The 24,828-nt window shown below is 68.0% G+C and carries 24 protein-coding genes and 1 pseudogene; 11 read left to right on the forward strand and 14 right to left on the reverse strand.

Annotation, left to right across the window (positions count from 1 at the left end; all coding sequences use genetic code 11):
* Positions 1-139: 139 nt before the first annotated feature.
* Entirely contained in the window at positions 140-2,485 is a 2,346-nt protein-coding gene (locus tag FBY35_RS19750; RefSeq protein ID WP_142218059.1) for an immune inhibitor A domain-containing protein, read from the reverse strand.
* A 305-nt stretch (positions 2,486-2,790) separates the two neighbouring features.
* On the opposite strand from FBY35_RS19750, the gene FBY35_RS19755 reads away from it, so the two are divergent.
* The 4 genes from FBY35_RS19755 to FBY35_RS19770 all read left to right on the forward strand — a co-directional run bounded on the left by FBY35_RS19755 (position 2,791) and on the right by FBY35_RS19770 (position 7,813).
* The gene (locus FBY35_RS19755; protein ID WP_142215349.1) at positions 2,791-3,297 is read left to right on the forward strand and encodes a SigE family RNA polymerase sigma factor; all 507 of its coding nucleotides are present in this window, start codon (positions 2,791-2,793) and stop codon (positions 3,295-3,297) included.
* A gap of 657 nt (positions 3,298-3,954) precedes the next feature.
* A complete protein-coding gene (locus FBY35_RS19760; RefSeq protein ID WP_142215350.1) occupies positions 3,955-5,235 on the forward strand; it encodes a bifunctional glycosyltransferase family 2/GtrA family protein in 1,281 nt (426 codons plus the stop codon).
* A 173-nt stretch (positions 5,236-5,408) separates the two neighbouring features.
* On the forward strand, positions 5,409-6,554 hold the full coding sequence (locus FBY35_RS19765) for a glycosyltransferase family 39 protein (RefSeq protein WP_260848741.1): 1,146 nt from the start codon (positions 5,409-5,411) through the stop codon (positions 6,552-6,554).
* A 32-nt stretch (positions 6,555-6,586) separates the two neighbouring features.
* Positions 6,587-7,813 carry a hypothetical protein gene (locus FBY35_RS19770; protein ID WP_260848742.1) on the forward strand — a complete coding sequence of 409 codons (1,227 nt, stop codon included), beginning with the start codon at positions 6,587-6,589 and terminating at the stop codon, positions 7,811-7,813.
* Here FBY35_RS19770 and FBY35_RS19775 read toward each other — a convergent pair.
* Entirely contained in the window at positions 7,788-8,228 is a 441-nt protein-coding gene (locus tag FBY35_RS19775; RefSeq protein ID WP_260848743.1) for a nuclear transport factor 2 family protein, read from the reverse strand. The genes FBY35_RS19770 and FBY35_RS19775 overlap by 26 nt on opposite strands.
* Before the next feature lie 50 nt (positions 8,229-8,278).
* On the opposite strand from FBY35_RS19775, the gene FBY35_RS19780 reads away from it, so the two are divergent.
* From FBY35_RS19780 to FBY35_RS19790, 3 genes are all read left to right on the forward strand, one after another.
* Positions 8,279-8,761 (forward strand): MarR family winged helix-turn-helix transcriptional regulator, encoded by a 483-nt coding sequence (locus FBY35_RS19780; protein ID WP_222123154.1) that lies wholly within the window; start codon positions 8,279-8,281, stop codon positions 8,759-8,761.
* A gap of 393 nt (positions 8,762-9,154) precedes the next feature.
* Positions 9,155-9,586 carry a subtilase-type protease inhibitor gene (locus tag FBY35_RS19785; protein ID WP_142215352.1) on the forward strand — a complete coding sequence of 144 codons (432 nt, stop codon included), beginning with the start codon at positions 9,155-9,157 and terminating at the stop codon, positions 9,584-9,586.
* 323 nt (positions 9,587-9,909) lie between these two features.
* Positions 9,910-10,293 (forward strand): hypothetical protein, encoded by a 384-nt coding sequence (locus FBY35_RS19790; protein ID WP_313904686.1) that lies wholly within the window; start codon positions 9,910-9,912, stop codon positions 10,291-10,293.
* A 63-nt stretch (positions 10,294-10,356) separates the two neighbouring features.
* On the opposite strand, the gene FBY35_RS19795 is transcribed toward FBY35_RS19790, so the two are convergent.
* From FBY35_RS19795 to FBY35_RS19810, 4 genes are all read right to left on the reverse strand, one after another.
* Complete coding sequence (locus tag FBY35_RS19795) at positions 10,357-11,406, reverse strand: M4 family metallopeptidase (RefSeq protein ID WP_142215354.1); 1,050 nt, start codon at positions 11,404-11,406, stop codon at positions 10,357-10,359.
* Between the two features lie 402 nt (positions 11,407-11,808).
* Positions 11,809-12,723, reverse strand: coding sequence for an AAA family ATPase (locus FBY35_RS19800; protein WP_142215355.1), 915 nt, complete (start codon positions 12,721-12,723; stop codon positions 11,809-11,811).
* A gap of 2 nt (positions 12,724-12,725) precedes the next feature.
* Positions 12,726-13,934 (reverse strand): RNA ligase, encoded by a 1,209-nt coding sequence (locus tag FBY35_RS19805; protein WP_142215356.1) that lies wholly within the window; start codon positions 13,932-13,934, stop codon positions 12,726-12,728.
* Between the two features lie 172 nt (positions 13,935-14,106).
* Entirely contained in the window at positions 14,107-14,364 is a 258-nt protein-coding gene (locus FBY35_RS19810) for a hypothetical protein (protein ID WP_142215357.1), read from the reverse strand.
* 1,021 nt (positions 14,365-15,385) lie between these two features.
* On the opposite strand from FBY35_RS19810, the gene FBY35_RS19815 reads away from it, so the two are divergent.
* Positions 15,386-15,937 (forward strand): DUF3455 domain-containing protein, encoded by a 552-nt coding sequence (locus FBY35_RS19815; RefSeq protein ID WP_260848744.1) that lies wholly within the window; start codon positions 15,386-15,388, stop codon positions 15,935-15,937.
* A gap of 257 nt (positions 15,938-16,194) precedes the next feature.
* Here FBY35_RS19815 and FBY35_RS19820 read toward each other — a convergent pair whose 3' ends face one another.
* From FBY35_RS19820 to FBY35_RS19830, 3 genes and pseudogenes are all read right to left on the reverse strand, one after another.
* A complete protein-coding gene (locus tag FBY35_RS19820; protein WP_142215359.1) occupies positions 16,195-16,587 on the reverse strand; it encodes a nuclear transport factor 2 family protein in 393 nt (130 codons plus the stop codon).
* Between the two features lie 53 nt (positions 16,588-16,640).
* Positions 16,641-16,881: pseudogene (locus FBY35_RS19825) on the reverse strand (VOC family protein); the annotation flags it as partial.
* Between the two features lie 53 nt (positions 16,882-16,934).
* Entirely contained in the window at positions 16,935-17,345 is a 411-nt protein-coding gene (locus tag FBY35_RS19830; RefSeq protein WP_160159300.1) for a hypothetical protein, read from the reverse strand.
* A 444-nt stretch (positions 17,346-17,789) separates the two neighbouring features.
* Here FBY35_RS19830 and FBY35_RS19840 point away from each other — a divergent pair, with 444 nt between their 5' ends.
* The gene (locus FBY35_RS19840; RefSeq protein WP_260848746.1) at positions 17,790-18,113 is read left to right on the forward strand and encodes a hypothetical protein; all 324 of its coding nucleotides are present in this window, start codon (positions 17,790-17,792) and stop codon (positions 18,111-18,113) included.
* Positions 18,114-18,150: 37 nt separating this feature from the next.
* Here FBY35_RS19840 and FBY35_RS19845 read toward each other — a convergent pair whose 3' ends face one another.
* The 3 genes from FBY35_RS19845 to folE all read right to left on the reverse strand — a co-directional run bounded on the left by FBY35_RS19845 (position 18,151) and on the right by folE (position 20,849).
* Positions 18,151-18,819: an NUDIX hydrolase gene (locus tag FBY35_RS19845; protein ID WP_142215361.1), complete on the reverse strand. Its 669-nt coding sequence runs from the start codon at positions 18,817-18,819 to the stop codon at positions 18,151-18,153.
* A gap of 69 nt (positions 18,820-18,888) precedes the next feature.
* The gene (locus FBY35_RS19850; RefSeq protein WP_260848747.1) at positions 18,889-20,193 is read right to left on the reverse strand and encodes a CynX/NimT family MFS transporter; all 1,305 of its coding nucleotides are present in this window, start codon (positions 20,191-20,193) and stop codon (positions 18,889-18,891) included.
* A 122-nt stretch (positions 20,194-20,315) separates the two neighbouring features.
* Positions 20,316-20,849, reverse strand: a complete 534-nt coding sequence (gene folE, locus FBY35_RS19855) for a GTP cyclohydrolase I (RefSeq protein WP_142215362.1) — start codon at positions 20,847-20,849, stop codon at positions 20,316-20,318.
* A gap of 545 nt (positions 20,850-21,394) precedes the next feature.
* Here folE and FBY35_RS19860 point away from each other — a divergent pair.
* The gene (locus FBY35_RS19860; RefSeq protein WP_313904687.1) at positions 21,395-22,051 is read left to right on the forward strand and encodes a hypothetical protein; all 657 of its coding nucleotides are present in this window, start codon (positions 21,395-21,397) and stop codon (positions 22,049-22,051) included.
* A gap of 36 nt (positions 22,052-22,087) precedes the next feature.
* Positions 22,088-22,708, forward strand: coding sequence for a hypothetical protein (locus FBY35_RS19865; RefSeq protein ID WP_260848748.1), 621 nt, complete (start codon positions 22,088-22,090; stop codon positions 22,706-22,708).
* Between the two features lie 71 nt (positions 22,709-22,779).
* Here FBY35_RS19865 and FBY35_RS19870 read toward each other — a convergent pair whose 3' ends face one another.
* Complete coding sequence (locus tag FBY35_RS19870; protein ID WP_142215363.1) at positions 22,780-23,388, reverse strand: BlaI/MecI/CopY family transcriptional regulator; 609 nt, start codon at positions 23,386-23,388, stop codon at positions 22,780-22,782.
* Positions 23,389-23,839: 451 nt separating this feature from the next.
* Positions 23,840-24,775 carry a hydroxymethylbilane synthase gene (gene hemC, locus FBY35_RS19875; protein ID WP_142215364.1) on the reverse strand — a complete coding sequence of 312 codons (936 nt, stop codon included), beginning with the start codon at positions 24,773-24,775 and terminating at the stop codon, positions 23,840-23,842.
* Positions 24,776-24,828: the final 53 nt, after the last annotated feature.

Genomic DNA, 24,828 nt, shown 5'->3' on the forward strand with positions numbered 1-24,828 from the left:
GTTATTGCAGGAGACATGGCGACGAGCTCCGGACGGAGTCACCCAGGTCTCGCTCGGCCGGGCCGCGGGCACCGTCTGCCACCTCGTCAGGTGGTGCGCCGTGAGGGACGGTGCCCGCGGGCGGCCGGACCGATCGCCGTCAGCCGTCGGAGGGTTCGACCCGCAGGACGACGTGGTGGCCGTCGCCGGCCTCGTTCAGAACGGTGATCCTGGTATTGGTGTCCGGGACGATCACGCCGCCGGTTGGGTTGGCCGGGTCGTAGTAGCGGTCACCGTGGTGGTCGTCGAAGACCGGCACACCAGGCGCCGTGGGCACCCGCAGCTCGAGGCCGTTGCGGTGCAGGGTGATCGCGTCGGTCGGCCGGAGACCGAAGGTGGAGTCGAAGGTCTGGATCAAGTTGGTCATCAGCGTGCCGTCGGGCCAGCGCAGCGGGGTGGGGTGGGCGTCGACGGGCAGGATCTCGCCGTGGCCGGGGTGCCGGCCGACCTGGTTGTCCGGCTGGGAGGTGTCCCACAGCGAGATGAGCAGGCCGTTCTGGAACGGGTAGTGCTCCACCCACCGGGGGCGGGTGTTGCGCCAGCCGAAGTTGTACGGGCCGGTCTGCAGGGTGGTGTCATAGGAGACGTACTGGCGGTTCTCGGCGATGTAGTACTGGGGGTACCGGGTGATGAAGGCCTCGCCGATACGGGAGAAGCCGCTCGCGGTCCAGCCGTTGTCGCCGCCCTCGGCGTCGTCGGCGAGCAGCGTGCCGCCGTCGGCGGTGATGGTGATGGCGTCGGCGGCGAAGCCCTTGCCCTGGACGGCTTCGTCGGTGGCGTAGCGGAACCTGACGTCGATCTTCTGGCTGGCGTAGGCGGTCAGGTCGTAGGCCAGGTTCTTGTAGGCGCCGCCGGTGCCGGTCAGGGCGGGCCTGCCGGCGCCGTCCTGGCTGATGGGCGCGCCGTCGGCGGTGCCGTTCAGGGTGGTCCAGGTGGTGCCGCCGTCGGTGGAGGCCTCGGTGTAGAGGAAGTCCCAGTCCTGCTCGATGTCCCACCAGCCCTTGAGGGTGAGGGCGGCGGTGGCCTTGCCGGTGAGGTCCAGGGGGCGGGTGAGGGTGGTGTTCAGCTTGTCGCCCATGCCCGACCACCACTGCTTGGTGCCCTGGGCGGGGGTGGTGATGGGGGTCCCGACCTCCTTGTCGGGCAGGTCGACGATCAGGGCCTGCGGGTCCTTGCTGTTGATCTCGGCGTAGCCGAGCTTGTAGGTGCCGTTGGTGGCGGCCTTGGTGGTGACGTAGTCGAGCCAGCCGAGCTGGAGCTTGTCCCATGCGTTCATGTCGCCGGGCAGGTCGCCGATGGAGTCCTTGCCTCGGCCGAGCAAGGAGCCCTGCGACATGACGCTCCAGGATCCGGAGGAGGATTCGCCGGTGCCGCTGGTGTCGTAGTGGTCGGGCAGGCCGAGGTCGTGGCCGTACTCGTGGGCGAAGATGCCGAGGCCGCCGTTCTCGGGCTGCATGGTGTAGTCGCCGACCCACAGGCCGGTCTCGCCGATGGGGGTGCCGCCGGCCTTGTTGCCCGCCGGACCGGTCTGGCCCCAGTTCTGGCCGTAGACGTAACCGCGGTGGGCCCAGATGGCGTTGCTCCCCTGGGCGCCGCCGCCGGCGGACTGGTCCTCGCCGGCGTGAACGATCTGGAAGTGGTCGAGGTAGCCGTCGGGCTCGTTGAAGTCGCCGTCGCCGTCGTGGTCGTTGCGGTCCCACTGGTCGTAGGAGGCGAGGTCGGCCCTGATCTGCTGGTCGGTGCGGCCCTTGGCCTTCTGGTCGGCCACCCAAGTGTTGACGGCGTCACGGACCAGGTCCTGGACGTTGTTGCAGATGCTGGCGCCGCAGAAGTCGGAGCCGTAGCGGGCCTCGTTGTTGGGGACCTTCACCCAGTCCACGACCGTGCCGTCCAGGGAGTAGCGGCCCGAGGACTGCCGCTCGTAGAACTTGTTCACCGACTCCTTGTCGGCATCGTGCGAGAAGTACAGGTCCTGGAAGTGGTCGCGGTCGTAGTCGGCCTGCCAGATGGTGGAGTTGTCCATGGTCCGGTCCGGCTGTGCGATCTGGTTGTGCGCCGGCCCGGGCTCGCCGCCGTACTTGACCACCGGCGGCTTGGGGCCGGCCCCGTCCGGGTCGTAGGTGGTCATGTCGTCGACCGTGTCACCGAACTCGGCGAGGATGACGAATATCCTGTCGGTCTTCTCGCGGCCGAGCTCGGCGTACTTGCCCTTGCCCAGGCGCACGACCTGGGAGGCGCCGCGCTTCTCGATGGACGCGTTGCCGGAGAGCACCTGCTCGAGGGCTTCCTTGCGCTGGGCCCGGTTCCTCTTGGTGAAGGGGCCGGGCAGGTCGTGCTCGTCGGGGCCGAGGTCCGCGCCGGGATCGGCTGTGGCGGCCGCGGCGTCGACAGTGGGGTCGGCGTCGGCCGTCGATGGCACGGCGGCCAGGGCGAGTGCGGCCAGCATGGCTGTCGCGGCGAGCAGGGTGACGGACGGACTGGTACGTCTCTGATGTATCAAAGGAGCCTCCTCTGTGATGTGTGACATTGCACAGTAGTGGAACGGGAAAGAGCAAGACCTGGGGCGCGTCCCAGAATGCGGATCCTGGCCTGCCCTCACGCCGTGATGATCTCGGTGTGCGGCATGAGGATCTCAACGGCGATCCGGTCAGCGGCAGTTATGTGATCCAGATCACTGGCAGTGGGTGCATAGCGAGGCGCCTGCCAGTGTCTTTCCCTTGGTGTAGGCAACTGGGGAAAGTGGGGGTGCGGATGGAGCGGGCTCGGGCCGGTGAGTTCGACGAGTTCGTGGCGGCCCGCTGGCCGGCGCTGGTCCACCTCGCCCGTCTGCTCGTCGGGGGCGATCGGCATCGGGCCGAGGATCTGCTGCAGGAGTCCTTGGTCAAGCTCTGGTTCGTCTGGCCGAAGGTCGCGGAGGACGCACCGGAGGCGTACGTCCGCAAAGTGATGGTGCGCGCGGCCGCACGCTCGGGCCTGCGGCGCTGGTGGGGGGAACGCCCCGTCGAACGGCTGCCCGAGGAGGCCATGGTGGGTGATCTGTCCGCGGAAGTGGTGGAGCGCTCTCGACTGGAGGCCGCGCTGGCTCAGTTGCCGCCGAGGCAGCGTGTGGCCGTGGTGCTGCGCTACTACCAGGATCTGCCCGAGCGGCATGTGGCGGAGGTGCTGGGGTGCCCGGTGGGCACAGCTCGGTCCCATGCCGCACGCGGAGTGGCGCGGTTGCGGCAGATCCTGGCCGATGTCATCGACCCGGTGCGGTGAAGGGGGAACCATGGATCACTTCGAGCGGCGGCTGGCGCAGATGATGCGCGACACCCAGGAACCCGCGTCCATCGAACCGAGGCACCGGGAACGTCTCCAGGCAGGCATTTCGGCACGCCGTCGCACCCGGACCGCACAGCGGGCCGCCGGCTCGGCGTTGGCTGTCGCCGGACTCGCCGTCGGGCTGCTCCTTCTGCCAAACGCCCCGGACCGGGTCGAGCCCAGCAGTCCCCGTCCACAGCCCGCGACGAGCCCAACGCCCTCCGCACCGGGTGCGACGCCGGAGGTGTCCCCGAGCGCGCCCACCTCCTCCGCCACCTCCACCGACCCCGCACTCCCGGATGATGTATCCAACACGGCCACGCCGCCTGCCGCTACCGGCAGTTCGACCGCGACCGGCACTCCGTCCGGCAGCGGGGTCACCACGCCACCGTTCTCGACGCCACCCCCGCCTTCGGGCACGGCGACCACGCAAAGCCCGCCCTAGTCGCCCGGGTCCGGACAGCGCGCCCGGCGAGGGTGCCAGCCGCCCCCGGAATCGGCAGCCCGTGACCCGCACCCCGTAACGCCCTGCCGTCATCACAACCCTTCTCCCCGGAGCGCACCGCCCCGAGTGCCTTCGGCATGCCCTGCATCAGAGCAGTACAAGGACAAATCATGGCAAATCAAGGGCTGTTCGCCCTGAAGGACTTGAACGAGGCCGCGGTTCAGGATCTGAACCGTCTGCCGCGACGCGCACCGGTGCGGACGCACCACCAGGAGCCCGTCCTGGACGTGGTCGTCCCAGTGTTCAACGAGGAGGCAGATCTGGAGCCGAGCGTGCGGCGGCTCCACGCACACCTGCGCGAGACCTTCCCCTATCCGTTCCGTATCACCGTCGCCGACAACGCCAGCACGGACCGGACCCCGCAGATCGCCGCCCGGCTGGCCCGCGAACTACCCGAAGCGGAGTGGCTGCGGCTGGCTGAGAAGGGGCGCGGCCGGGCGCTGCGCGCCGCCTGGTCGCAGTCGCGGGCCCCGGTGCTCGCGTACGTGGACGTAGACCTGTCCACGGAACTGGCCGCGCTGCTGCCGCTCGTCGCCCCACTGATCTCCGGGCACTCCGACGTGGCCATCGGCACCCGCCTGGCCCCCGGTTCCCGGGTGGTGCGCGGCCCCAAACGGGAGATCACCTCCCGCTGCTACAACGCCCTCCTGCGCTCCGCCCTCGCCGTGGGATTCTCCGACGCGCAGTGCGGTTTCAAGGCGGTGCGGCGTGATGTGGCCGAGCGCCTGCTGCCCCTGGTGCGCGACTCCGGGTGGTTCTTCGACACCGAACTGCTGGTGATCGCCGAGCGGGCAGGGCTGCGTATCCACGAGGTACCTGTCGACTGGGTGGACGATCCCGACAGCCGTGTCGACATCCTCGCCACGGCACTGGGCGACCTGCGCGGCATCGCCAGGATCGGCACGGCGCTGGCCCGCGGCACACTCCTGCCGATCACACTGCACCGCAGCGACGGCGGCGAGCCGCCGGGCGGTCTGGTCACCCAACTCGCGCGCTTCGCCGTCATAGGAGCGGTGAGCACCCTCGGACACCTGCTGCTGTACACTGCGTTGCGCCCGGCCGCGGGATCCCAGGCCGCCAACGCGCTCGCCCTGCTGGTCTGTGCCGTAGCCAACACGGCCGCGAACAGACGGCTCACCTTCGGGCTCCGCGGCCGCGGCGGTGCGCTGCGCCACCAGGGCAGAGGGCTGGTGGTCTTCCTGGCCGGCCTGGCACTCACCAGTGGATCGCTCGCCGCCCTGCACCACGCGGTGCCTTCGGCCTCGCATCGCACCGAACTCGCCGTACTGGTCGTCACCAACCTGACAGTGACACTGCTGCGATTCCTGCTCTTCCGGGCGTGGGTGTTCCGCGCCGGGCCGAGTCGTGACCGGACGAGGTCCGTCGCCTGATGAAGACCACCGGCATGGATGCGACCGCAGCCCGCTCGATCGTCACTCCCCCGCCCACCCCCCACCCGAGTGCCCGGAACCCGAGACTGTCGGACAAGCCCCGCGGCCATCGTCCTCCCGAACGGTGGGGGCGGCTGCGCTGTGCAGCCAGGCACTACGGTCCCGTACTGGCCATGTATGGCACGCTCAAGCTCATCGGCTTCTCCGTCTTCATGTACCTGCTGCACTCCGCCGGGGACTACCGGGAGAAGCACCCGCGTTTCGGCGGCGGGGACCACCCGTGGGACGTACTGGCCACTTGGGACGGCTGGTGGTACCAGCAGATCGCCGAGCACGGATACCACCCCGAGCTCGTCCAGATCCCCGGAGCCGCCGGCCTGATCACCCTCAAGGGCAACTCGGCCGCGTTCTTGCCGCTCTACCCGGCACTGATGCGGCTGGTCTCCGAGGTCACCGGCCTCGGCCTGTACGGCGCCGGCCTGCTGGTCTCGGTCGTCGCCTCCATCGTCGCCGCCCTCGGGATCTACACCGTCACCGCGCGGTTCGGTGGCAGGCGGGCCGGGCTGGCCGCGGCCGGGCTGTGGGCCGTCTGGCCCGGTTCCGGTGTGGAGTGGGCGGTCTACTCCGACTCCCTCTATGTGGCTCTGGCCGTTTGGGCCTGCCATGCCGTCATGAGCCGCCGGTGGCTCGCCGCGGGTCTCCTCACCTGCGCGGCCGGGCTCAACCGCCCCACCGCCGTGGCGCTGATCGCCGCCCTTGCTGTCGCCGCCCTGCTCGCACTCCGCCGGCACCGGGACCGGGACGGCGTCCTCGGTCCGCTGGCCGCGATGGCCGTCGCACCGCTCGGCCTCATCGCATACCTCGGCTGGGTGGGTCACCAAATGGGTGACTACGGAGGCTACTTCAAGCTCCAGTCCGGCGCCTGGGCCCACGAGTTCGACTACGGCCGGCACACCCTCGACGTCCTCACGTCCGTCCCGGTGGGTCATTCCGACTACCTCTCCGCGTGGCCCTTCGCGGACCTGATCGGCGTCGGTGTCGTCCTGCTCGCACTCGCGCTGCTCCCACTGCTCATCCGGCTGCGTCCCCCGGCCGTACTGGTCGTCTACACCGTCCTGACCCTCGTCCTCGTCCTGGGCAGCCAGCAGATATTCGGCAACGTCTCCCGCTATCTGCTCCCCGTCTTCCCGCTCTTCCTCCCGCTCGCCCTCGGCCTGCGCCGCCTCAGCGCGATCCACCAGTTCACGCTGCTCGGCATCGCGGCCCTGGCCTCCGGCTCGTACGCGGGCTACGCCCTCTTCGAACTCGGCGTCCCGTAGCCGACGGACACGGACCAAGGAATGGATGCCCGATGACCGCGACCCTGCGCGTCGCCGAACGGAACCCTTTAAGCCCCCCGGGAAAGAAGCCCCCGGTTGCTCCGGTGCGGCAACGGCTGCTCGACCGGTTGACCCCCGCGGACCTCCAGGTGCTACGGCTCTATCTGTTCACGCGCCTCGGGCTGTGGCTCGTCGCCTACTGCACCTCCTGGCTGTCGCCCGCCGGATCCGACGCCAAGACACCCGCCCGCTGGCTGTCCCGCTGGGAGCAGTGGGACTGGGCGCACTATCAACACATAGCCGAATACGGCTACTTCGGCCCCGTCCCAGGGGCGGAAGGCGCAGCCGACAACCTGGTGGCGTTCTTCCCGGGCTTCCCGCTCACCTTGGGCGCCGTACACACCGTCATCCCCGACTGGACCGTGGCCGGCCTGCTGATCTCCCTGGTGAGCGGTGCGGTGGCCGTCGTTGCCCTGGCCCGGATCGCCGGACTCGGCCGACCGGACAGCGCCCTGGCCGGCCAACGGGCCACGGGTTTCATGCTGTTGTCGCCGGCAGCGGTGTTCCTGGCCGTCGGATACACCGAATCGCTCTTCCTCGCGTTCGCGCTGCCGGCCTGGCTCGCGGCGAAGAACCGCAGGTGGCCCCTCGCTGCTCTCCTCACCGCCGCGGCCACCACCACCCGGATCAGCGGCCTCTTCCTGGCCGCCGCGATCACGGTCGAATTCCTGTTGGCGCACGACCGCGGCGGGCAGCGCCGTCTGCGCTCCCTGTTCTGGTGCGCGGTGCCCGTCCTGCCCGCAGCGGCCCACACCGCCTACCTGTACGCGCACACCGGCGACTGGATGGCCTGGAAGCACGCCCAGGAACGCGGCTGGAACCGAAACTTCCGCACCCCCGCCGAAGCGTTCCGGAACACCTGGCACAACGCCTTCGACCACCTGCAGACCACCGGCTACGCCTGGGAGTTCCAGCTGGAACTGGCCGCGATGGCGACCGGACTCCTGCTGCTGGCCTGGCTGCTGTACCGCCGCCGCTGGCCGGAGGCCGTCTACATCGCGCTCAACCTCTGGGCCCTGGGGACGTCGTACTGGTACCTGTCCATCCCCCGCGCCACCCTGCTCTGGTGGCCCCTGTGGACCGGCCTGGCCCACTGGAGCCTGCGACGCGGCTGGGTACAGGAGGCATACGTCGGCGCGGTGGCCCCGCTGACCGTGGTCCTCGCGGTGACCTTCACATCGGGCCACTGGAGCGGCTGACTGCGGGTGTGAGTCGCTCGTAGCAGTCGTAATTCCGCTGGGCGATGATCTTTCCATCGCGAAATTCGAGGAAGGCCGCGATATGGGCCCGCAGGGTATGTCCCGCGGGCAGGTCGCCCAAGGGTACGGCGGTCGTCCCGGTCCAGAGCACCTCCAAGGCGACCTGGTCGCCCACGGCGAGGGCGTTGACCACGTCGAAACTCTGCGCGCTCAGGTTTGCGCGGCCCGTTTCGGCCGCAGCGCACAAGTCGGCCACGTTCCGGATGTTGCCGTCGGGGAAGAGCGCGTTGGGCAACTCGTGGTGGGTGGCATCGGGATGAAAGAACGCGGCGAGTTCCTCACCCGTAGCGAAGTCGGAGACAGCCTGGTGGTAGCGGACCGCAGTGTCGATGTTGGGATGCTGTTGCTGTGACATATCAACAACCATAGTTGCACAACTATGGTTGTCAAATGCAGGATGGTGCCATGCCACCCTCAATCGACCCGCAGCAGCTGGACACCGGAACACTCGCCCTTTTCGTCGGCCAGGCAGCCGCGGCACTGGTTCAGGAGCAGTTGGCCGACCAGGGGTTCGGCGATCTGCGCTTCTCGCACGGCTATGTCTTCCAGCACCTGATCGACAACGAGCCCACCGTTGGCGAGCTGGCCACGAAACTGGCCATGACCCAGCAAGGAGCATCCAAAGCCGTGGCAGAGCTCGAACGACTCGGTTACTGCGAGCGCACACCCGATGCCACTGACGCCCGCATCCGCCGCGTCCGACTCACCGGTCGCGGCCAAGACGCCGTGGACGCGGCACGACACGCCCGCACCTCTCTCGACCAGCGACTTGCCCACCGCTTCGGTAAGCAGCGCCTGGCCGAGCACCGAGATCTGCTGGCTCGGCTCCTGGACGAGCTCGGCGGAACCGCGGCGGTGGAGGGTCGGGCTGTACGACCGCCGCAGTAGCCCCGCGTCCGGGCGGCCCGCCACTTGCCGCACAACCCGGTCAGCAGGCGCACCATCACCTTGGTGCGTTCAACAGAGTGACAAGCGCATTGCGATGAAGCCTGCTTCACTTTCCGGTGATCGATGAATCACGCGGGTCGAAGGCTGGGTAGCGGACCGTTCCGGCCGAATGCGATCCGGGGTGATTCGGCCGTCGGGCCCGGTAGGGACGGACACGGGGCGTCGGCCGCCAGGGAAGTTTCCTTTCCGCGCCGTTGCGTCCTGGCCACAAATTGAACGTGCAAGGTATCTGAAACGCATGGGGTGCGCGTGCCGTTGCTGGGAGCGCTAGGCAAACTCGAGAACGCCGATCGGTTCCCGCACAATTCAGCACAGCCAGAAAGGATGCGCACCATGCGGAAAACCACTCGATGGACTGCGGCCGGCGTTCTCGTCGCAGGAGCGATGCTGGGATCGACGGCCGGTACCGCGCACGCCGAGCCCTCCTCGCTCTTTGCGCCCTCGGCGCTGGTCCTGACCACGGCACACGGAGAGAGCGCCGCCACCGCGACTCCGGAGCGCGCCGTGACCCTCACCTGTACGCCCGACGCGACCGGCACGCACCCGGCAGCCGAGGACGCCTGCGCCGCCCTCACCCAGGTGAACGGCGACTTCAGCAGCCTGGCGGAAATCAGCCGCGGCCAGCCCCGTTTCTGCACCAAGGAGTACGCCCCCGTGACCGTCACCGCACAGGGGGTATGGGACGGAAAGCGCGTGACCTACGAGCACACCTTCCCCAATGAGTGCATCAAGAAGGCCGAAGGATCGAGCGTCTTCGAATTCTGACGGCACCTGAGTGCAGCGGCTCAAGGGCATCGATCGGTGGTTTTGGGGCCACCATCGGTGCCCTTGCCGAAAGCATTCTGGTGTATGCCGTACGGGTACCTCAAACTGATAGCGGAAAGTGGGAGCAAGCTGTGAAGCGTTTATGGGCAGTGAGTGCGGCACTGGTGCTCGCCGGAGCGGGCTCGACAGGCGCGGCGGCGCCGTCGGGGGCCGCGATGCCGGGCACGGGGGCGACGGCATCCGCCTCAGCATGCTCGACCGCATGGGGAAGCGGCGTGAAGTCGGCCACTGAGGCCGGTGTTGTGCCGCTGAGGAACGTGAGCGTGAGCCGGGGCGCGTGCTTCGACCGGATGGTCTTCCATGTCACGGGCGCGTCGGGCAAGGTGGGCCATCACGTCGGATATGTCGAGGAGTTCCGTCAGGACGGCTCGGGTGACCTGATCCCTGTGCGTGGGGGCGCCGTTCTGGAGATCTTCGTCTCGGCTCCCAGCTATGACCCACTGACGCTGCGCCCCACGTATGCCGGCAGGGCCGGCAAGCCGTTGCCCGGAGTGGACGTAGCCGGGTACAGGACGTTCCGGGACACCAGGTTCGGGGCGAGCTTCGAAGGACAGACGCAGGTAGGGCTCGGTGTGAGGGCGCGACTACCCTTCCGGGTGCTCCAGTCCGGCGGCAAGCTGATCGTGGACGTCGCCCATACGTGGTGATCCGACGACCAGCGGACGCAAAGGTGGCCGCCGCTTCGAGCGACGGCCACCGATCGGCAAGCGTTACTGAATGCCGGGGATCTCGCGGCCCTTGAACGCACTGCGGACCGTGTCCGCCGCGCTCGTGCCGTACATGCGCTCGGCGGTCGCGATCGTCGTCAGTGCCGCGTCCTTGAAGCTGGTGTCGGGCGCGAAACCGAACTGGGCGTTGATGATGATGCGGTCAGCGGTCCTCGCGCCCAGCGCGTTGCGGATGTCGAAGAGCGCGCGGGACCAGATCTCACCGTCCGCGTGGACCTCCCCCACCCGGTCCCCGTATACCTTGCTTCCGTCGATGCGGCGCAGGCAGTGCGGGGCGCTGCTGTACGTGACCGAGTCCCAGTCGGCGACGCATGCCAGGTCGGCCTTCATCGGCCAGCCGTACGTGGCATCCGCGTGTGCGCCGACTTCGACGGCGAGGTAGTCGCCGAAGGCCTCGCCGATCGAGCCGGCCTCCAAGGACGTGCCGAAGCCGGGCACTTGGGCGTGGTGCACGGCGTGCCCGTACTCGTGGACGATCACCTCGGCGTCCTCGGCGTCGTCCACACCGCCCTTACCGAAACGGATTTCGGCCTTCTTGTCGGTAAAGAAGGAATTGTCCGCACCCCACTGGTTGATACGGACGGGCTGGGCTCGGTTGTTGGCCCCGCGCAGTTCGCTGCCGAAACCCAGGCCCTGCAAGTACTCCTGCGCCTCGTTCACCCAGAAGTAGGCCATGACTTGCTCGAACTGGTCGTCGTGCCGGGTGTACGAGCCGACGTCAGTCGTCTTCGCCGAGCCTCCCGTGTCGGATCTCACGGTCGCCCAGGTCCCGGACAGGCCGCCACTGCCGTCCAGGTTTCGTAGCGCAGCGATGGCATAGGCAGAGGTCGGTACGGCCCCAGCAGCATCCTTGGCGTCGGTGAGCAACTGATCACCGGACGACTGGACGGGATTGACCATGAAGACGCGGGCCTGCGGCGCAGCCGGAGCGGATCCGGAGGCCGAAGCCGAACCGGCCGGTCCGGCCAGGGTGACCAGCGCCACGGTGGCGGTGGCCGCTGCAGCCAGGCCGCGGGATGTGCGGCGAGCCATATACATCCTCCATCAATGGGACGTGATGAGCCGGACTTGGGGGGTGGCTCGGTGCGCGTGATACTTGCGCATCATGGGCCGCTTTGGCCATGGGTTGCCCACGAATTCGCCGATGAAAGGGGTCGCCAGCGGGACAATCCGGCGCCTGAAGAGGAACGCGCCGGACGAATCACGCCCGACGAAGCGGCGCCGCATCGGCGCTGCGCAGCTGCACCTTTGCTCCTGGCAGTTCAAAGACGCCGTTGGCGTATATCCGGACAATCCCGATCAGACCGGATGGGACGGTCAAGGACGACCACGCCGAACCCCTGGGCAAGAGCCCGCCCATTCCCACGCCGATGGGCACAGCACGCCGGCTCGCGTCGCGGGGGTGGAGCGGGCTCAACCCCCGCGACACACCCTTCAGAAGTTGCCGTAGTTGACCTGCCACGTCGGCAGACCCATGCGGCGCCACACAGCAACGACCCTGTCGCGGTCGTCCAGGGAGACTCGCACCGCGAAGCGGTGGCGGACGTGCCGATCGAAGAGTTCGGCCTTCACGACATCGTCGCGGCGGCCGTCGCCGGCGGCCCGCATCCACAGTTCGTCGTACGGAACCTCGTGCCGACGCAGCCACGCCTCCGTTGTCTCGCGGTGCTCCTCGCCGCGGCCCGAGAGCAGGACGATGACATCGCCGTCCGCGCGCCGGAACGAGCACAGGGCCCCGCGCACCGACACGTTGAGAAGGTCCTCGTCGCAACGGGTGAAGTCGTAGGGGAACCTCTCGCCCCTGATGGCGAGCGTGCCGTCGATGTCGCACATCACCGCTGTCGGCAGTGCCGGGTCGGCGACATACGGCTCGACCGAGGGTTCGTCATTCAGCCATGCCTCGGTGAGCCGCCAGCCGCCCTTCTTCGCCTTCAGGTGCTTGTCGGCCAGGATCCGGATGATCTCCTCGCCCACCGCCTTCTCCCGTTCGGCGTCGCGCCGTATGCACTCCTCCACCGACACATCGGTGAAGTCGTGCACCACGAAAGTGGCCTGCGCCGCGACCGCGGCCTTCAGACGCTTGGGGATGTGCGGCGTCAGGTGCGTGTTGTCCACCACAACGTCGAAGCCGTCGTCGACGGCCGCCCGCACCGCCGCGTCCTGGATCGCCAGTACGGTCTGCTCGTGCGCATGAGACCGGCCACGCTCAGACGCCGGGATGTCGAGCATCGCCCGCAGGTCATCCAGATTCACCCGCCGCATCCGGCCCCCGGAATCCGCCTGCAAGCTGCGCGCGGCGCTCGTCTTGCCCGAGGCCGGAAGCCCCGTCATGACGTGTACTACGGGCACGGTCAGTTCTCCTCGTCGGTCTTGAACGGGTCGGACGCCTCCGGCCGGACGGAACGGTACGTCACGAGCTCGGTCGGGCGCCCGTCCAGGCGCAGGAACAGGGCGGGGCGGACGGCGGCGTCGGGCAGCGCCTTGGCAGCGCGGGCGAACGCGCCCCGGTCACCGGCGAGATGGGAGAGGGACTGGTATCCCTCGTTGATCGCACGCTCGCGGTCGGTCACGTCCTTCTCGATCCGCGCGATCACCTCGCGCACCCAGGCGTCGAATTCGTCGGGCACCTGTTCCAGCAGCGCGTCCAGGGGCTTGCCTCCGGACGCCTCGATGTCAGACACCGAGCAACCCAACGCCTGGGCCAGCTGCTTGACCGGAAGGCCGGCGAAGCGCTGAATCCCGTGGCTGCGCCAGATGTCCCGCTCGGTGACGCCGGTGAGCACCTTGTGGAGCCGTATGTACTCGGAGAGTTTGGCCTTGGCCCGTACACCCGACGCGAATCGCAGCACGAAGCCCTCCGCCTCGGTGCCTTCGGCGGTCCGTCCACCGGGCAGCTGGTTGGCCTCGGCCAGGGCGAGCAGTTCGGCGAGCGGCATGGCGGGCCAGACGGTGACGACCGAGCCGATGCCCTGCCAGTCGGCAGCGGCTTCTGCCAGGGGAACTTCCGTGCCGTCCTTGGCAAGGGCAGCCAGAAGTACCAGGTCCCGGCGGTCCCCGTAGTCGACCACGATCCGGTTCTGCGGGTAAAGGATCTCAGCGAGGTAGGTCACTCCGGGATGCAGGGCGCAGGTGTCCTTGCCGTCGAGCAGGCGCTGGGCCCAGGTGGCCTGGGCGCTGATGAAGGACCCCTTGGACGCGACCCGCCACCGGCCTGCGTAGTGGAACACCACCGCGAGGCTGCCGTCGACCTTGTCGTACACCTCGAACGGTTCGTCCGGGAGAGCGGGTGCGTACGGCAGACCGGCCTCGTGCTCGCCGACGTTGAAGAACTTCGGCAGCGGAAGCGCGACGATTTCCCCGGTGGCGTCGTCGGCGACCAGACCACGGCAGCGCGTGGTCACCCGGTTCCAGACGCGCTCGTACTGGCATGTCCGCGTGTATGTGTAGATGGACAGCGGCAGTTCGGGGTGCGCCTTGCGCGTAACGTGCCCGGCATCGAGGGCTGCCGCCAGATCCTGTGGCGGCAGCAGCTCGTGGAGAGTCAGGTATGCCTGGCTCATGGTGTTCCTCCCGGTAGTGGTCCTTGATTCTCACGTGCGGGAGGCTCAGGTGAGTACCGATTTACCTGCGGATTCCGTCCGATGAGCCGTGCTGTGAAGCTCCCACCCCGACGGGCATACGCCCGGGAACGCAACGTCCCTTGGGGGCAGATGGGTGCCCGCGGGGGTCTGGTCACCTGCGCTCCGCGGCCTTCCATCTGCGCAGTGCCCCTGCCGCGCTCCTTCTGCATCTGCGCCATTCCGACGGTGAGATGCGTGCCCGATGCCCACCGCTGGTGATCATCGCGTTCACCGGCGTCATGGGATCCGTCGCCAACGCCTTGGCCAGCAGCGCGCCGACGACGACGAGCGGGAGCAGGGCCATGGCCAGGGCCGTGCCGGTGCAGGTGACGTGTTGCATACGGGGGCGCCGAGGTGCGTCAGGAATCATGGTTCTCATTCGATCAGCGGCCGCCGGGGGCGGGGATCCGGCGACGTACTCAGCTCGTTCGTCCTCAGGTACTCATACCCGGCCCTGCCGGAGGGCGTGGACGCGGCAGTTCGCCGGGGGTGCGTTTCAGGCGCTGCTGAGACCGGGGCCGATCGCGCGGGTGGCTCATCACGGAACCTGTCGGCGAATTCTTGCAACGGTCCTGGCGCGATGCCGCTCCGTGGCGAGAAGGGCGGAAACAGTCACCGCGCCGACTGCTGGGAAACGAACGCCGATCACATTCGGAAGTCCGAAATCGCTTCCCCGGCCGCCTTCACGCCGTCGACCAGCATCTCGCGCGGACAGCATGCTCGAAAAACCTGACGAGAAAGGCGCACACGGCGAGAGGCCATGACATCAGGGCGCGGTGGCCGCAGGCAAGTGCGACGGCCCGCGGACCGTAATGTTTCGGTCGCCCCGGTTCAGCGTTTCGGTCCTCAGACCAAAAGATTTCGGGACCCCCGAACGGAAACCCAAGAGGGCTCTCCTGAACCGCCCTGACCTGCCATTATTCTTGACAACTGCTCCCCACGTGTTGGGTTTGGACACTCCCCCGCCACCGCGCCCCGGCACGATCACGCAAGGGGTTCGGCGACATCTGAGTACCTGGTGGACCCCGCGCGCACATCAAGATGCAGAGCAGATCTCTGCACCGGTCGAATGACCGGGCGGGGTCCCGGCAATCACCAACCAAGTGGCTCCGGTAAAGCGGTTGTTGTGGGTTGACATCCGCTCCGGAGAATGGAGAGGGTGACCGGAAGGCGCGCACCACCTCGCCCTGGAATGCGACCTTCACTGCTTTCCACGGTGCGATTCTCAACTCTCTGTAGGCGATGACGAAATGAGGAGTGGAATGTCCAGGAAACGAACCGCTACCCGGAGAAAGCAGCTTGCCTGGCTGGTCGCAGGCGCCGGCACAGTCGCAGGCGGCTTCGCGGTGACAACCGGATCAGGCTTCGCATCTCAGACCGCGGAGGCCGACGTGCCCCAGGCTGCCGCCGCAGCTCGGGGCACCGTCGAGCGGACCCTCCGGGCATCGGTGGTCTCCGGCGTCCAGATCTACGCCTGCACCCAGCAGGCGGACGGCACCTTCGCCTTCACCCAGCGCGGCGTCCGCGCCACCCTCCAGGGCGGCATCAAGCACTCGTTCGTCAACCCGGACTCCGGCCCCCCACAGTGGATCGCCCGGGACGGCAGCGCCGTGACCGGCAAGGTGGTGAGCAAGACCCCGCACGGCCCGGGCAACATCCCTGAACTGGAGCTGATTGCCACACAGTCGGGCAAGTCCACCGGCAAGCTGGCCGAGGTTGTGAAGATCCGCCGTGTGAACACCCGCGGCGGTGTGGCCCCGGCCGGATCCTGTGACCCGGCGAAGACTCCGACCGCCGAAGTGCCCTACGGCGCCGACTACGAGTTCATCAGCGTATGCCGCCGCACGGCGGCACCCACGCCTCCGGCACGCCCTGACGCACGGAGCATTCGGGCGCTCCCCCACGAAGGGATCGCAGCGTCCTTCACACCACCTCACCAATGACCGGTGAGACACGGGAGTCCGTGCGGGTGGCGGTCACGGTGGCGCCCGGCCGGCACTGATGCTTCCCCGCAGCTCTGGGCTCACGTAATTCTCAGCCTTGCGGGGAACGGGGCGACTCTGCTCAATTCCGAGAGGCCGCTGGACTGGAGCCCGCGACCTGTGGGAACGAGCAGGGCCCACGGGCCGGGCGCCAGCGATGGACACCCTGGCGCATCCCCGCGCCGTCCCCTTGAGCAGCGACTTCGGGATGTGGTGACTCAGCGGGCGCTTCCGAGGTTTCGGTCTGTCTCTGCGCCGACGAGCATGAGGGTCGTCTCCTCGATCCGGCGGAAGCGCCCATCAGGTGCGAACTCACCGAAGAGGTAGACCTCCATACGGGCGGTGGATCCGTCGGTCTTGGTGACATCGACGGTGTGGCGATCGGCGTAGCGGTCACCGTCCACGAACTCGTCCTGCACCTGGACGGTACCGCCTGCAAAGACCGTGCGCAGGTGGGCGATGTGGGTGAGGAACTGCGTGCGGTCGGCCCAGCGGCCGTCAGTGCGCTGACGGTAGTCGGGGGTGAAGTGCCGGTCGGCGGCCTCGTTCAGGTCGAGTCCCGGGGTGAAGAGCAGGTCGGTGAGCGCCGTGTGGATGTCGGTGCGGTTCATGGGTGTCCTACCTTTGTCGTTCAGGGCGAGTCACCGCCTGTATGTAGGCGCGGTCAGGCGGGCTGCCACAGCTCGACCCGATTGCCCTCAGGATCGGGGACCCAGCCGAAGACCGACACCCTCCATGTCCTGCGTCTCCTCAGCCACGTCCGCTCCCTTGGCGCGCAGTTGCGCGAGCATCGCGTCAAGGTCGCGGACCCGGAAGTTGAGCATGGTCTGCTGGGCGCGGGACCCGAAGTAGTCACTCTCCGACTCGAACGTCGCGAACACCGTCGGCCCGGCATGAAGTTTCCACCGATTCCAAGCACACGTTCCATGCCGCTATTGCCAGCCTGAGGGGCGGTGGATCAGCCGGTGATGGTCCGCGAGTCCACCCGGACGTTGCCACCCGCTTGCTTGGTGATGTAGCCGCGGGTCATGTACTTCGATCCGGAGACCCGTCGGCTCTCACACGACCAACTCTTGGTCTGCAGCGCGGAGAACGTCTCCACGCGCGCGCCCTTGCAGATGCTGACGCTGCCGTTGATGTACCGGAACGTGGTCACCTGGGTCTTCTGCGTCCGGTCAATCAGGTTGCGGACATAGTGCCGGTGCTTGATCTTGGTCCCGCTCTCGGTGATGACGCAGGCCCGCTGCTGAAAGTTCTCCACCTGCTTCCAGGCGGTGCAATACGTGGCCGCCTGCGCCGGACTGGCGCCGAACGCCAGCATCCCCGAGGCCACCATCATGCCCGCCAACGTGACACGCGCTAACCGCATCGACGTTCCCCCTCTTCTTGCTTCTTGCCAACAGTCGTCTGCTCACAAAGATCGTGCCTCACACTGGACCTGTCAACGACACAATGACATCAGCCGGGTGGACGGCCAGAGCGAACCGTCGGGCGCCGTACCCGGGCCAACCTCCTTTCCCGCTCGCGCACTTCAGCGCAGACGACGCGCCGCGCGGCGAGGGCGGCAGGATCCGGGGCATGCCCGGAAATGACTGCACCATGGCCGGATGTCACCGAGGGCGCCTGCTCCCGTACAGTCCGTGGTGCCAGTGCTCCGTCACGGCCGAGCAACAGCGGTTCACCAGGAGAAGATCACGGACCCCGAAGCCCGCCTCGCCTCCCTTTCCCACGTTCCCGGAACAGGGCGGCCGGTCCCCGAAGCCGAGCTTGGACTCGTGCAGCGGTGGCGCTCCGGAGGAGGTGAACTGGTCAGGTGCTGTCCCACGTGCGCGAGTCGTCCGGCAGCATCGCCGCGTTCCGCCTCGGACCGACTCCCACGGGCGCCGCCCGTATCGAGTCCTCCTGGTCAAGCCTGCCCGGCCGCCGCGCGCTGCTCGCCGACGCGAACCACTGGGCGCTTACCGACTACGGCTCGCTCGTCGCGTGGCTCCAGACCACCGGTCTCGTGACAGCGACGGCGCGGGCCGCGCTCGTTGGCTCCGGCGACCCGGTGGTGACGCTCGCTGAGGTACGGCGCCGGGTGGGGACCTTTTCGCCCGCCATCTGTTGTAGCGGGACCATGAGCAGGCGGCGCTAGGCTCCGGCTGTGCCGGTGGAGTTTCCATTGGGGCGCGTCATTCCGTTCGCTTCGCAGTTCCCTCCCCGGGAGTGTGCCCGACAGAGTGCAGAAGTCTGCTGGAATACCGATCGATGATGTGTTCCACGGCGAACGTCGGCTGGGAGGACAGGGCTTGGTCAAGAGTGAGCCAGAGGGGCGCCTCGCCCTCCTCGTTCACGGTCAGTTCCCCTTGGGCTCCGGCTGCCCGGTGGTCGTCGACGTCCAGCAGATAGGCGTGCCAACGATGGGCGTCGGAGCCCCTCCTGCACACGTCTCCGTTGAGATGCTCGTCCACAACGAGCCTGAGGTTCCCGTGCGCGTCGGGGATTCCTACTTCCTCCCAGAGCTCCCGCGCTGCCGCGCGCTTGGCGTCCTCTCCGCGTTCGACATGACCTGCGGGTACCGTCAGACGGTAGGGGAAGGCAGTTCTCTGGAAGAAGAGAAATCTCCCCCGTGGGTCCCGTACGAATACGCCTGCACTCTCATGCCAGTACTCGCCGTCTGAATCGGTCCACCAGCAGATGCGGGGATCGACGACGACGGCTCTTTCGGCCTCGCGGCCGCACGAACCGCAGATACACCGCTTCCTTCCCTCCACGAAGATCCATTCGACGGTTTCCGCGTGGCAGTACAGGCAGTACTCGCCATAGGTGTCGTCCCGCAGCGGGAGGAAGTCGATTTTCATCCTGCTCCCTTTCAAGGAGAAGGCCGCTGTCAGCCGTATGGCATTGGGGGCCCCACAGCCGTGGCTCGGTCAGATTCTGTTGCGGTTGGGCCTGCTGACGTCCAGCGCCTTCCGCAGGGGCTCCGATTCCTCTCCCACGTCCACACGGTCCTGTGCATCGAGCGACCGGGCCACGCCGTGCGCAGTGCCGGTCCCGGACGTGCGGGCGCCCGGCAGCAGAAGAACTGTGCCAAGTCCGCCGAAGACAAAGGTCGCGGCAGCGACAGCGCCCCATCCCGCCGCAGCGATGGCCACGCCGAACACCGGCGGTCCCATCAGCATTCCCACACTGCCGAGTTGGTTGAGGATGCCATTGGCGACATCGACATCCTCAGCCCGGCTCACCGCGGCGGGGACGGCGGCGAAGACTGCCGAGATCAGCAGTCCGTCGACGAGGAGAACAAGGGTGGCGGCGCCACCGCTGACCGCGAGTGGGAATTCGGCCGAGAAAGCGGGGAGGCAGGCCACCGGCATCAGTGCACCCAGCGGGACGAGCGAGGAGAGAGCCAAACCGCGCCGCAGCAACCAGCTGGCGGCAAGCCCCCCGACCGCACTCCCCAGACAGACGAGTGCCACCAAGGTCCCGGCCGCTGTCGGCGTTACCTCTCGGCGCTCGGTGAGAAAGAGCGGGAGGACCATCACCACAGCGACGCCGACCAGCGACAGGCTTCCGTACGCCGCGCCGAGCCTCAGCGCCCCCTTCCAGGCGCCGACTGCGCGATAAGGGTGCTGCACGGGCGCTCTCGGCAGCCGAGGCAGGACGGCGGTGAGCACTCCCGCCATGATCAACGGACCGAGCGCCGTGAGGGCCAGCCATCGGTTCCACGTCCACCGGGATGCCAGGACTCCGCCCGCGGCCGCGGTTATGGCCAGGCCCATAGGAACGCATGTACCCCACAACGCGAGCGCCGCCGATCGGATACCGCCCCGCGTCACGCGGGTGAGAACGACCGGACCCGCGACGAACACCAGAAGGTAGCCGACACCTTCCGCGATACGCGACCCCAGCAGCATGCCCCAGGATCCGGCGGTCGCCCCGGCGACGGTAGCAACCGACATGACGAACAGGCCCCAGGACAGAGCCCGGTGGGCGCCGAGGCGCCGGATCCACCATCCCGCCGGGATGCCGAGGACGGCGCTCACGGCCGTAATGCTCGATGTGGCCCAGGCGAGCTCACCGGTTGACAACCCCAGTGACGAACGCAGGGCGGCTCCCGCCGGTGAGACGGCCCCCAGGCCGACTGCCGCCAGCACGCCGGCGAACCACGTCGCCACAACGTATTTCCAGGGTGACGTCGACACGCGTCGGTGACTGCCCCTCTTCCTGTCACTCACAGGTTTCTCCTTGTGGTGCCTGACCTGCTGGTCCCGCACGGCGCTCGTGCAGGGCCGGGACCGGACCGGTGCCGCGTGGCGGAAGGGTCGATGCTGAACACCTCCCGCCACGCGAGTGCGGATCAGTCGTCCAGGCCGAACTTGGCCATCAGCTCCTGATGGCCCGCCACATATGAGGTGTCGGTGATTACGGTCTGGTCGGAAGGACCACGGCTGCACATGCAGAGGTGGCGGCTACGGGAGGTGACTCGCACGGCTTTTGCTCCGCCGGAGGACATGATCTCTTCAGCGATGTCCTTGACGAGGTACTCCTGGATTTGGAAGCGCCGGCTGAACGCCTGGACCAGACGAGGGAATTTCCCAAGTCCGAGAATGCGGTCACCGGGGACGTAGGAGATGTTGACCTTCCCGAAGAACGGCAGGAAGTGGTGGGCGCAGATCGAGAAGAAGTTGTTCTCCTGGACACGCACCACGCCGGTGTGCTCGCCGTTCACCAGGCAGGTGGTCTTGAGGATCTTTGAGGTGTCGATCTCATAGCCGCTCAGCAGCTCGCGGTAGGCCCGGACGATGCGGTCCTCGCACTCCGGGCCGCTGTACCAGCCGAGTGCTCTCGTGTCGGTGGTTACATTAGTTTTGAGCCATTCTTCAATGGTCACCTGCGGCCTCCATTCCCACTTCCACCAAGGGCTCCGAACCCGGTGGAGTTATTTCACTATCCACCCAGTCGTATTCAAAGAGAACATCGCCCGCTTGGCTGACACTCGATCAGCCCAATGTGCGGGTGATATGGCAATACTCAAGTATTCAAATCCGCCGGGAAAATAAACGTTTCCCCTGTGCTTGAACCAGGTGAGTAGCGGGAACCCAGCGCCCGAATGACAGAGAATAACCACCTGTTGAGCGCCGGAGCACGGCCCGCTCATTCTGCCCGTCGTGCCATGTCTCAACACTGCGCCCCCCGGGCGGTCCGGCACTCGGGGAGCGGAGCCGGCCGACATAATGAGTTCTCGGAACGCGTCAACACGACGAGGTGCTACGGCTGAAGCTGTTCGAGTCCCCTTGCGTCGGGCGTTCCCACCGTGCCCGACCAGCCCGGACTCAGGGGCCGTTGAGACCCCGCTGCAGGCCCCGGCGGTTCCCAGTCAGCTGGACCCACGTGGTGCACTCCCCATAGCCTTCGACCACGCCGATTCGAGGAACGTTGACCCCGTACTCCCTGGCCTTCTACACAGACGTCGTCACCACCGGCACCGTGCTCGGCGTGCACCCCACGGACTCTCCCGACCGCGTCACCGAGGTCCTCGGGTCGGACTTCGCCGAGAACCGCTTCGGCGACCACAGCATGTTCCGTGACTACGGCCTGGCCGAGTTCTCCTGGGACCGCGCTTCCGCCGACCTCCCCTGGTCGGGCCACCACTTCACCTTGCAGGTGCACAGGCTCGCGTACGGGGGACGCACCCTCGTCAACGACGGGCTCCGGGCCCGGTACGGGCGGTTCACCCCAAGGCTTCGGTTCGAGAAGTTGCAGCGCCTACTGCAGCGCCGCGGCATCACTTTGCTGGAGATCCCGGAGAGCTCGGCGAACGCACCGTACTACCGCACGTTCTGGCAGCCCGACTCCCAGGTGGCCGTCTCTGTCATCGGCACCTACGGCGAGTACAGCACACCCGCCAAGCTACGGGTCGGCGACTTATACAGCATCCATGCCCCGATGACTGCCGACGAAGTGGAGTGGCGGAGGGCGCGGGTCGGGTGGCACGGGCCGCCGTGGAAGGCTCCCGGTCAGCGCCCCGCCAGGCGGGACCCGGATCGTGTGCCCCGGCGAGGTGCTGACGATCACCTGGCGGGGAAGTCATGATGTGTCGACACTGATTTCTTGAACGGACGGCTGCATGTGAGCACTACCCCAACCGAACTACCCACCGGGCGTACGCCGGGCCGTACCTGGACGGTGCGGCTGACCGGCCACGCCGACCGGACAGCCACTGTCTCTTGCTCCACGGGCGCCTGCACCATGCCACCGCGGTCCCGGGACGTCGCCGCACTGCGCCGCTTCGCCGCCCTGCACGCCGCCTCCCACGCCAAAGCCGCCCGGGTGCGGGAGCGGGCCACCTGCCAGTGCTGGGCACACAGTTGCGCCGCACACGAGGGCATGCGCGTTCACTGCTCCGGCAGCACCGTGCTCGTTCTGCGACACGACCCGGCCGTCGCCTGCGTGTGGCACCTCGCCGAAGTGTGCGCCGCCTGCGCAAAAGTCATGACCCACAGCCGCGTCGTCGGCCTGCCCGCACCAACTGCCCGGCCGGACACAGCGGCACCGGAGCGGCGACCAGAGCGCAGTGAGCGGGCCGGGCAGCGCGCCCCGGCACCCGCCGCAACCGCCGCACCTGCTCCGGTGGCGGTCGGGTTCTCCTCCCCCACGCCCACCGGCGGAGACGAGGCTCCACACCGTGCCCCGGGGCAGGCCAGGCGCGGCCGGCGACACGGCGCTCCACGCCGCGGTCAGCGCCGCTGACGCCCAGCAGGGCCCAGCAGTGACGTCACTTCCGGGCCCTGCTCCTGGTGCGTGAGTTGAACGCGGGGCGGTCAGGAGGCTGCCGCGGCAGCCTCCTCGGCCGGCCCGGACGCGGCGGGTGCCGCATCAGGCCTGGCCGTGTAGTAGACGGTCGATCCCTGCTTGACCCGGTCGACGCGGCCTCGGGCCACCAGACGCTCGGTGGTGGTGCGCACGAGGTTGTCGTTGACGTTCCGGCCGGGGTTCGCGTCGGCGACAGCCTTCGCGATCTCGCGTGCAGTGCGCGGCTCGCTCTGACCACTGAGGTGGGCATGGATCAGTTCGGTCAGCGCCGGCCCCTTGTCCGCACCGGTATTGGCTGCCTTCGCCCCGCCCTTGGCGGTCATGGTCTTCTTCGCGGAAGCGTTCTTCGCAACTGGCTTCTTCGCGACCTCCTCCTTCGCAACTGCAGCGGTCTTCTTCGCCGCCTTGCGGGGTGCGGGCACCCCTCCGGTGGTGTCGCCCAGGGCGGCGCTCACACCTTCCAGCAGGGCGTGATCGTTCTCCAGGGCGGCGAGTTGGGCTTGCAGTGTTCCGATCTCCGCACGGATGCGGTCCTGCTCGGCGGTGTTCTCCGCAAGGTCGGCGGCAACCTTGCCGGCGTACGCGGCCTTGAGGGTGGTGTTCTCCTGCACGGTCATGTGAGGGCTCCCTTGTGTGCGGGGTGTTGGGTGGGGACTTTAGATCACATGTCTGCGCGCGTGCGAGGGTTCGGGCAACACATCACCCCTGCAGGACCCTGGCAGGAGCCGGTCACCCGCATCCGCCGTCGGCCCCGACCAGGACCTGCTACAGACTCCGCGGACCTCATGGGCAAGCCCGGCGAACCGAGCGTACGGTGCCCCCGCACCTCAGGTGGGCGACGACGATCAAGGCCTGACGCCTGCGGCGCCTGACCAGACAGACGTCCCCGTCACTGCTTGAACCACGACTACTCAACCCGGCAGCGACCAGCCACTCTGACGCAGTATGCTCCGGCATCTACCGCGTGCGCGGCGGGACGGCATCCAAGCGCTCCCGTGTGCGGGTCTGAAGACAGGCGGACGGTACGAACCCCGGGGCATCGCTTTCCTCGGCATCACCGCAGGTTGTTCAGTGCGCGATCGAGTCGATCAGCTCCCGAGCGCCTTGGCGCAGCAGGGTGACGGCGACAGAGGTGCCCAGGGTGGCGGGGTCGAGGGGTCCGGCCCATTCGTGGGCGTTGAGGACGGTCTTGCCGTCGGGGGTGAAGACGCAGGCCCGCAGGGAGAGGTCGCCGTTGCGGTGAGCCTTGGCGTACCCGGCGATCGGGCTGTTGCAGTGGCCTTGGAGGACGTGGAGGAACATGCGTTCCGCAGTGGTCTCGCGGTGGGTGTCGGGGTCACCGAGGCCGCTGACGGTGTCGATCAGTTCGGTGTCGTCTTCGCGGCACTGCAGGGCCAGGATGCCTGCGCCGATCGGCGGGCACATCACCTCGGGTGAAAGGATCTCGCTGATCACGTCGGTGCGGCCGATGCGCTCCAGGCCGGAGACGGCGAGGAGGAGGGCGTCGGCTTCGCCGGCGGCGAGCTTGTCCAGGCGTCGGTTGGCGTTGCCGCGGAACGGCACACAGTCAAGGTGGGGGTGGGAAGCGGCAAGTTGGGCGACGCGTCGGACGGAGGAGGTGCCGATCCTCGTCCCGGCCGGGAGCTGATCGAGGGTGAGCCCCCCAGGGTGGATGAGGGCATCGCGGATGTCGTCACGCTTGAGGAACGCAGCGAAGACCGTGCCGGCGGGCAGGGGCCGGTCGGCGGGTACGTCCTTGACGCAGTGCACCGCAAGGTCCGCCTCCCCGGCGAGCAGGGCCGCGTCGACCTCCTTGGTGAATGCGCCCTTGCCTTCCACCTGAGAGAGGTCGCCCATCCACTTGTCACCGGTCGTCTTGACGGGGACGACCTCGGTGCGGATGCCGGGGTGGAGCGCGGCCAGGTCGGTGCGCACGCGCTCAACTTGGGCCAGGGCCATGGGCGAGTCACGGGAGACGATACGGATGAGCTCAGGGGCGGACATGCCACCCACGATAGACCGTCAGATCGGTGCGCATGTCACCAACCGGGACGCTC

The sequence above is a fragment of the Streptomyces sp. SLBN-118 genome (genome assembly GCF_006715635.1).
Classification (GTDB): domain Bacteria; phylum Actinomycetota; class Actinomycetes; order Streptomycetales; family Streptomycetaceae; genus Streptomyces.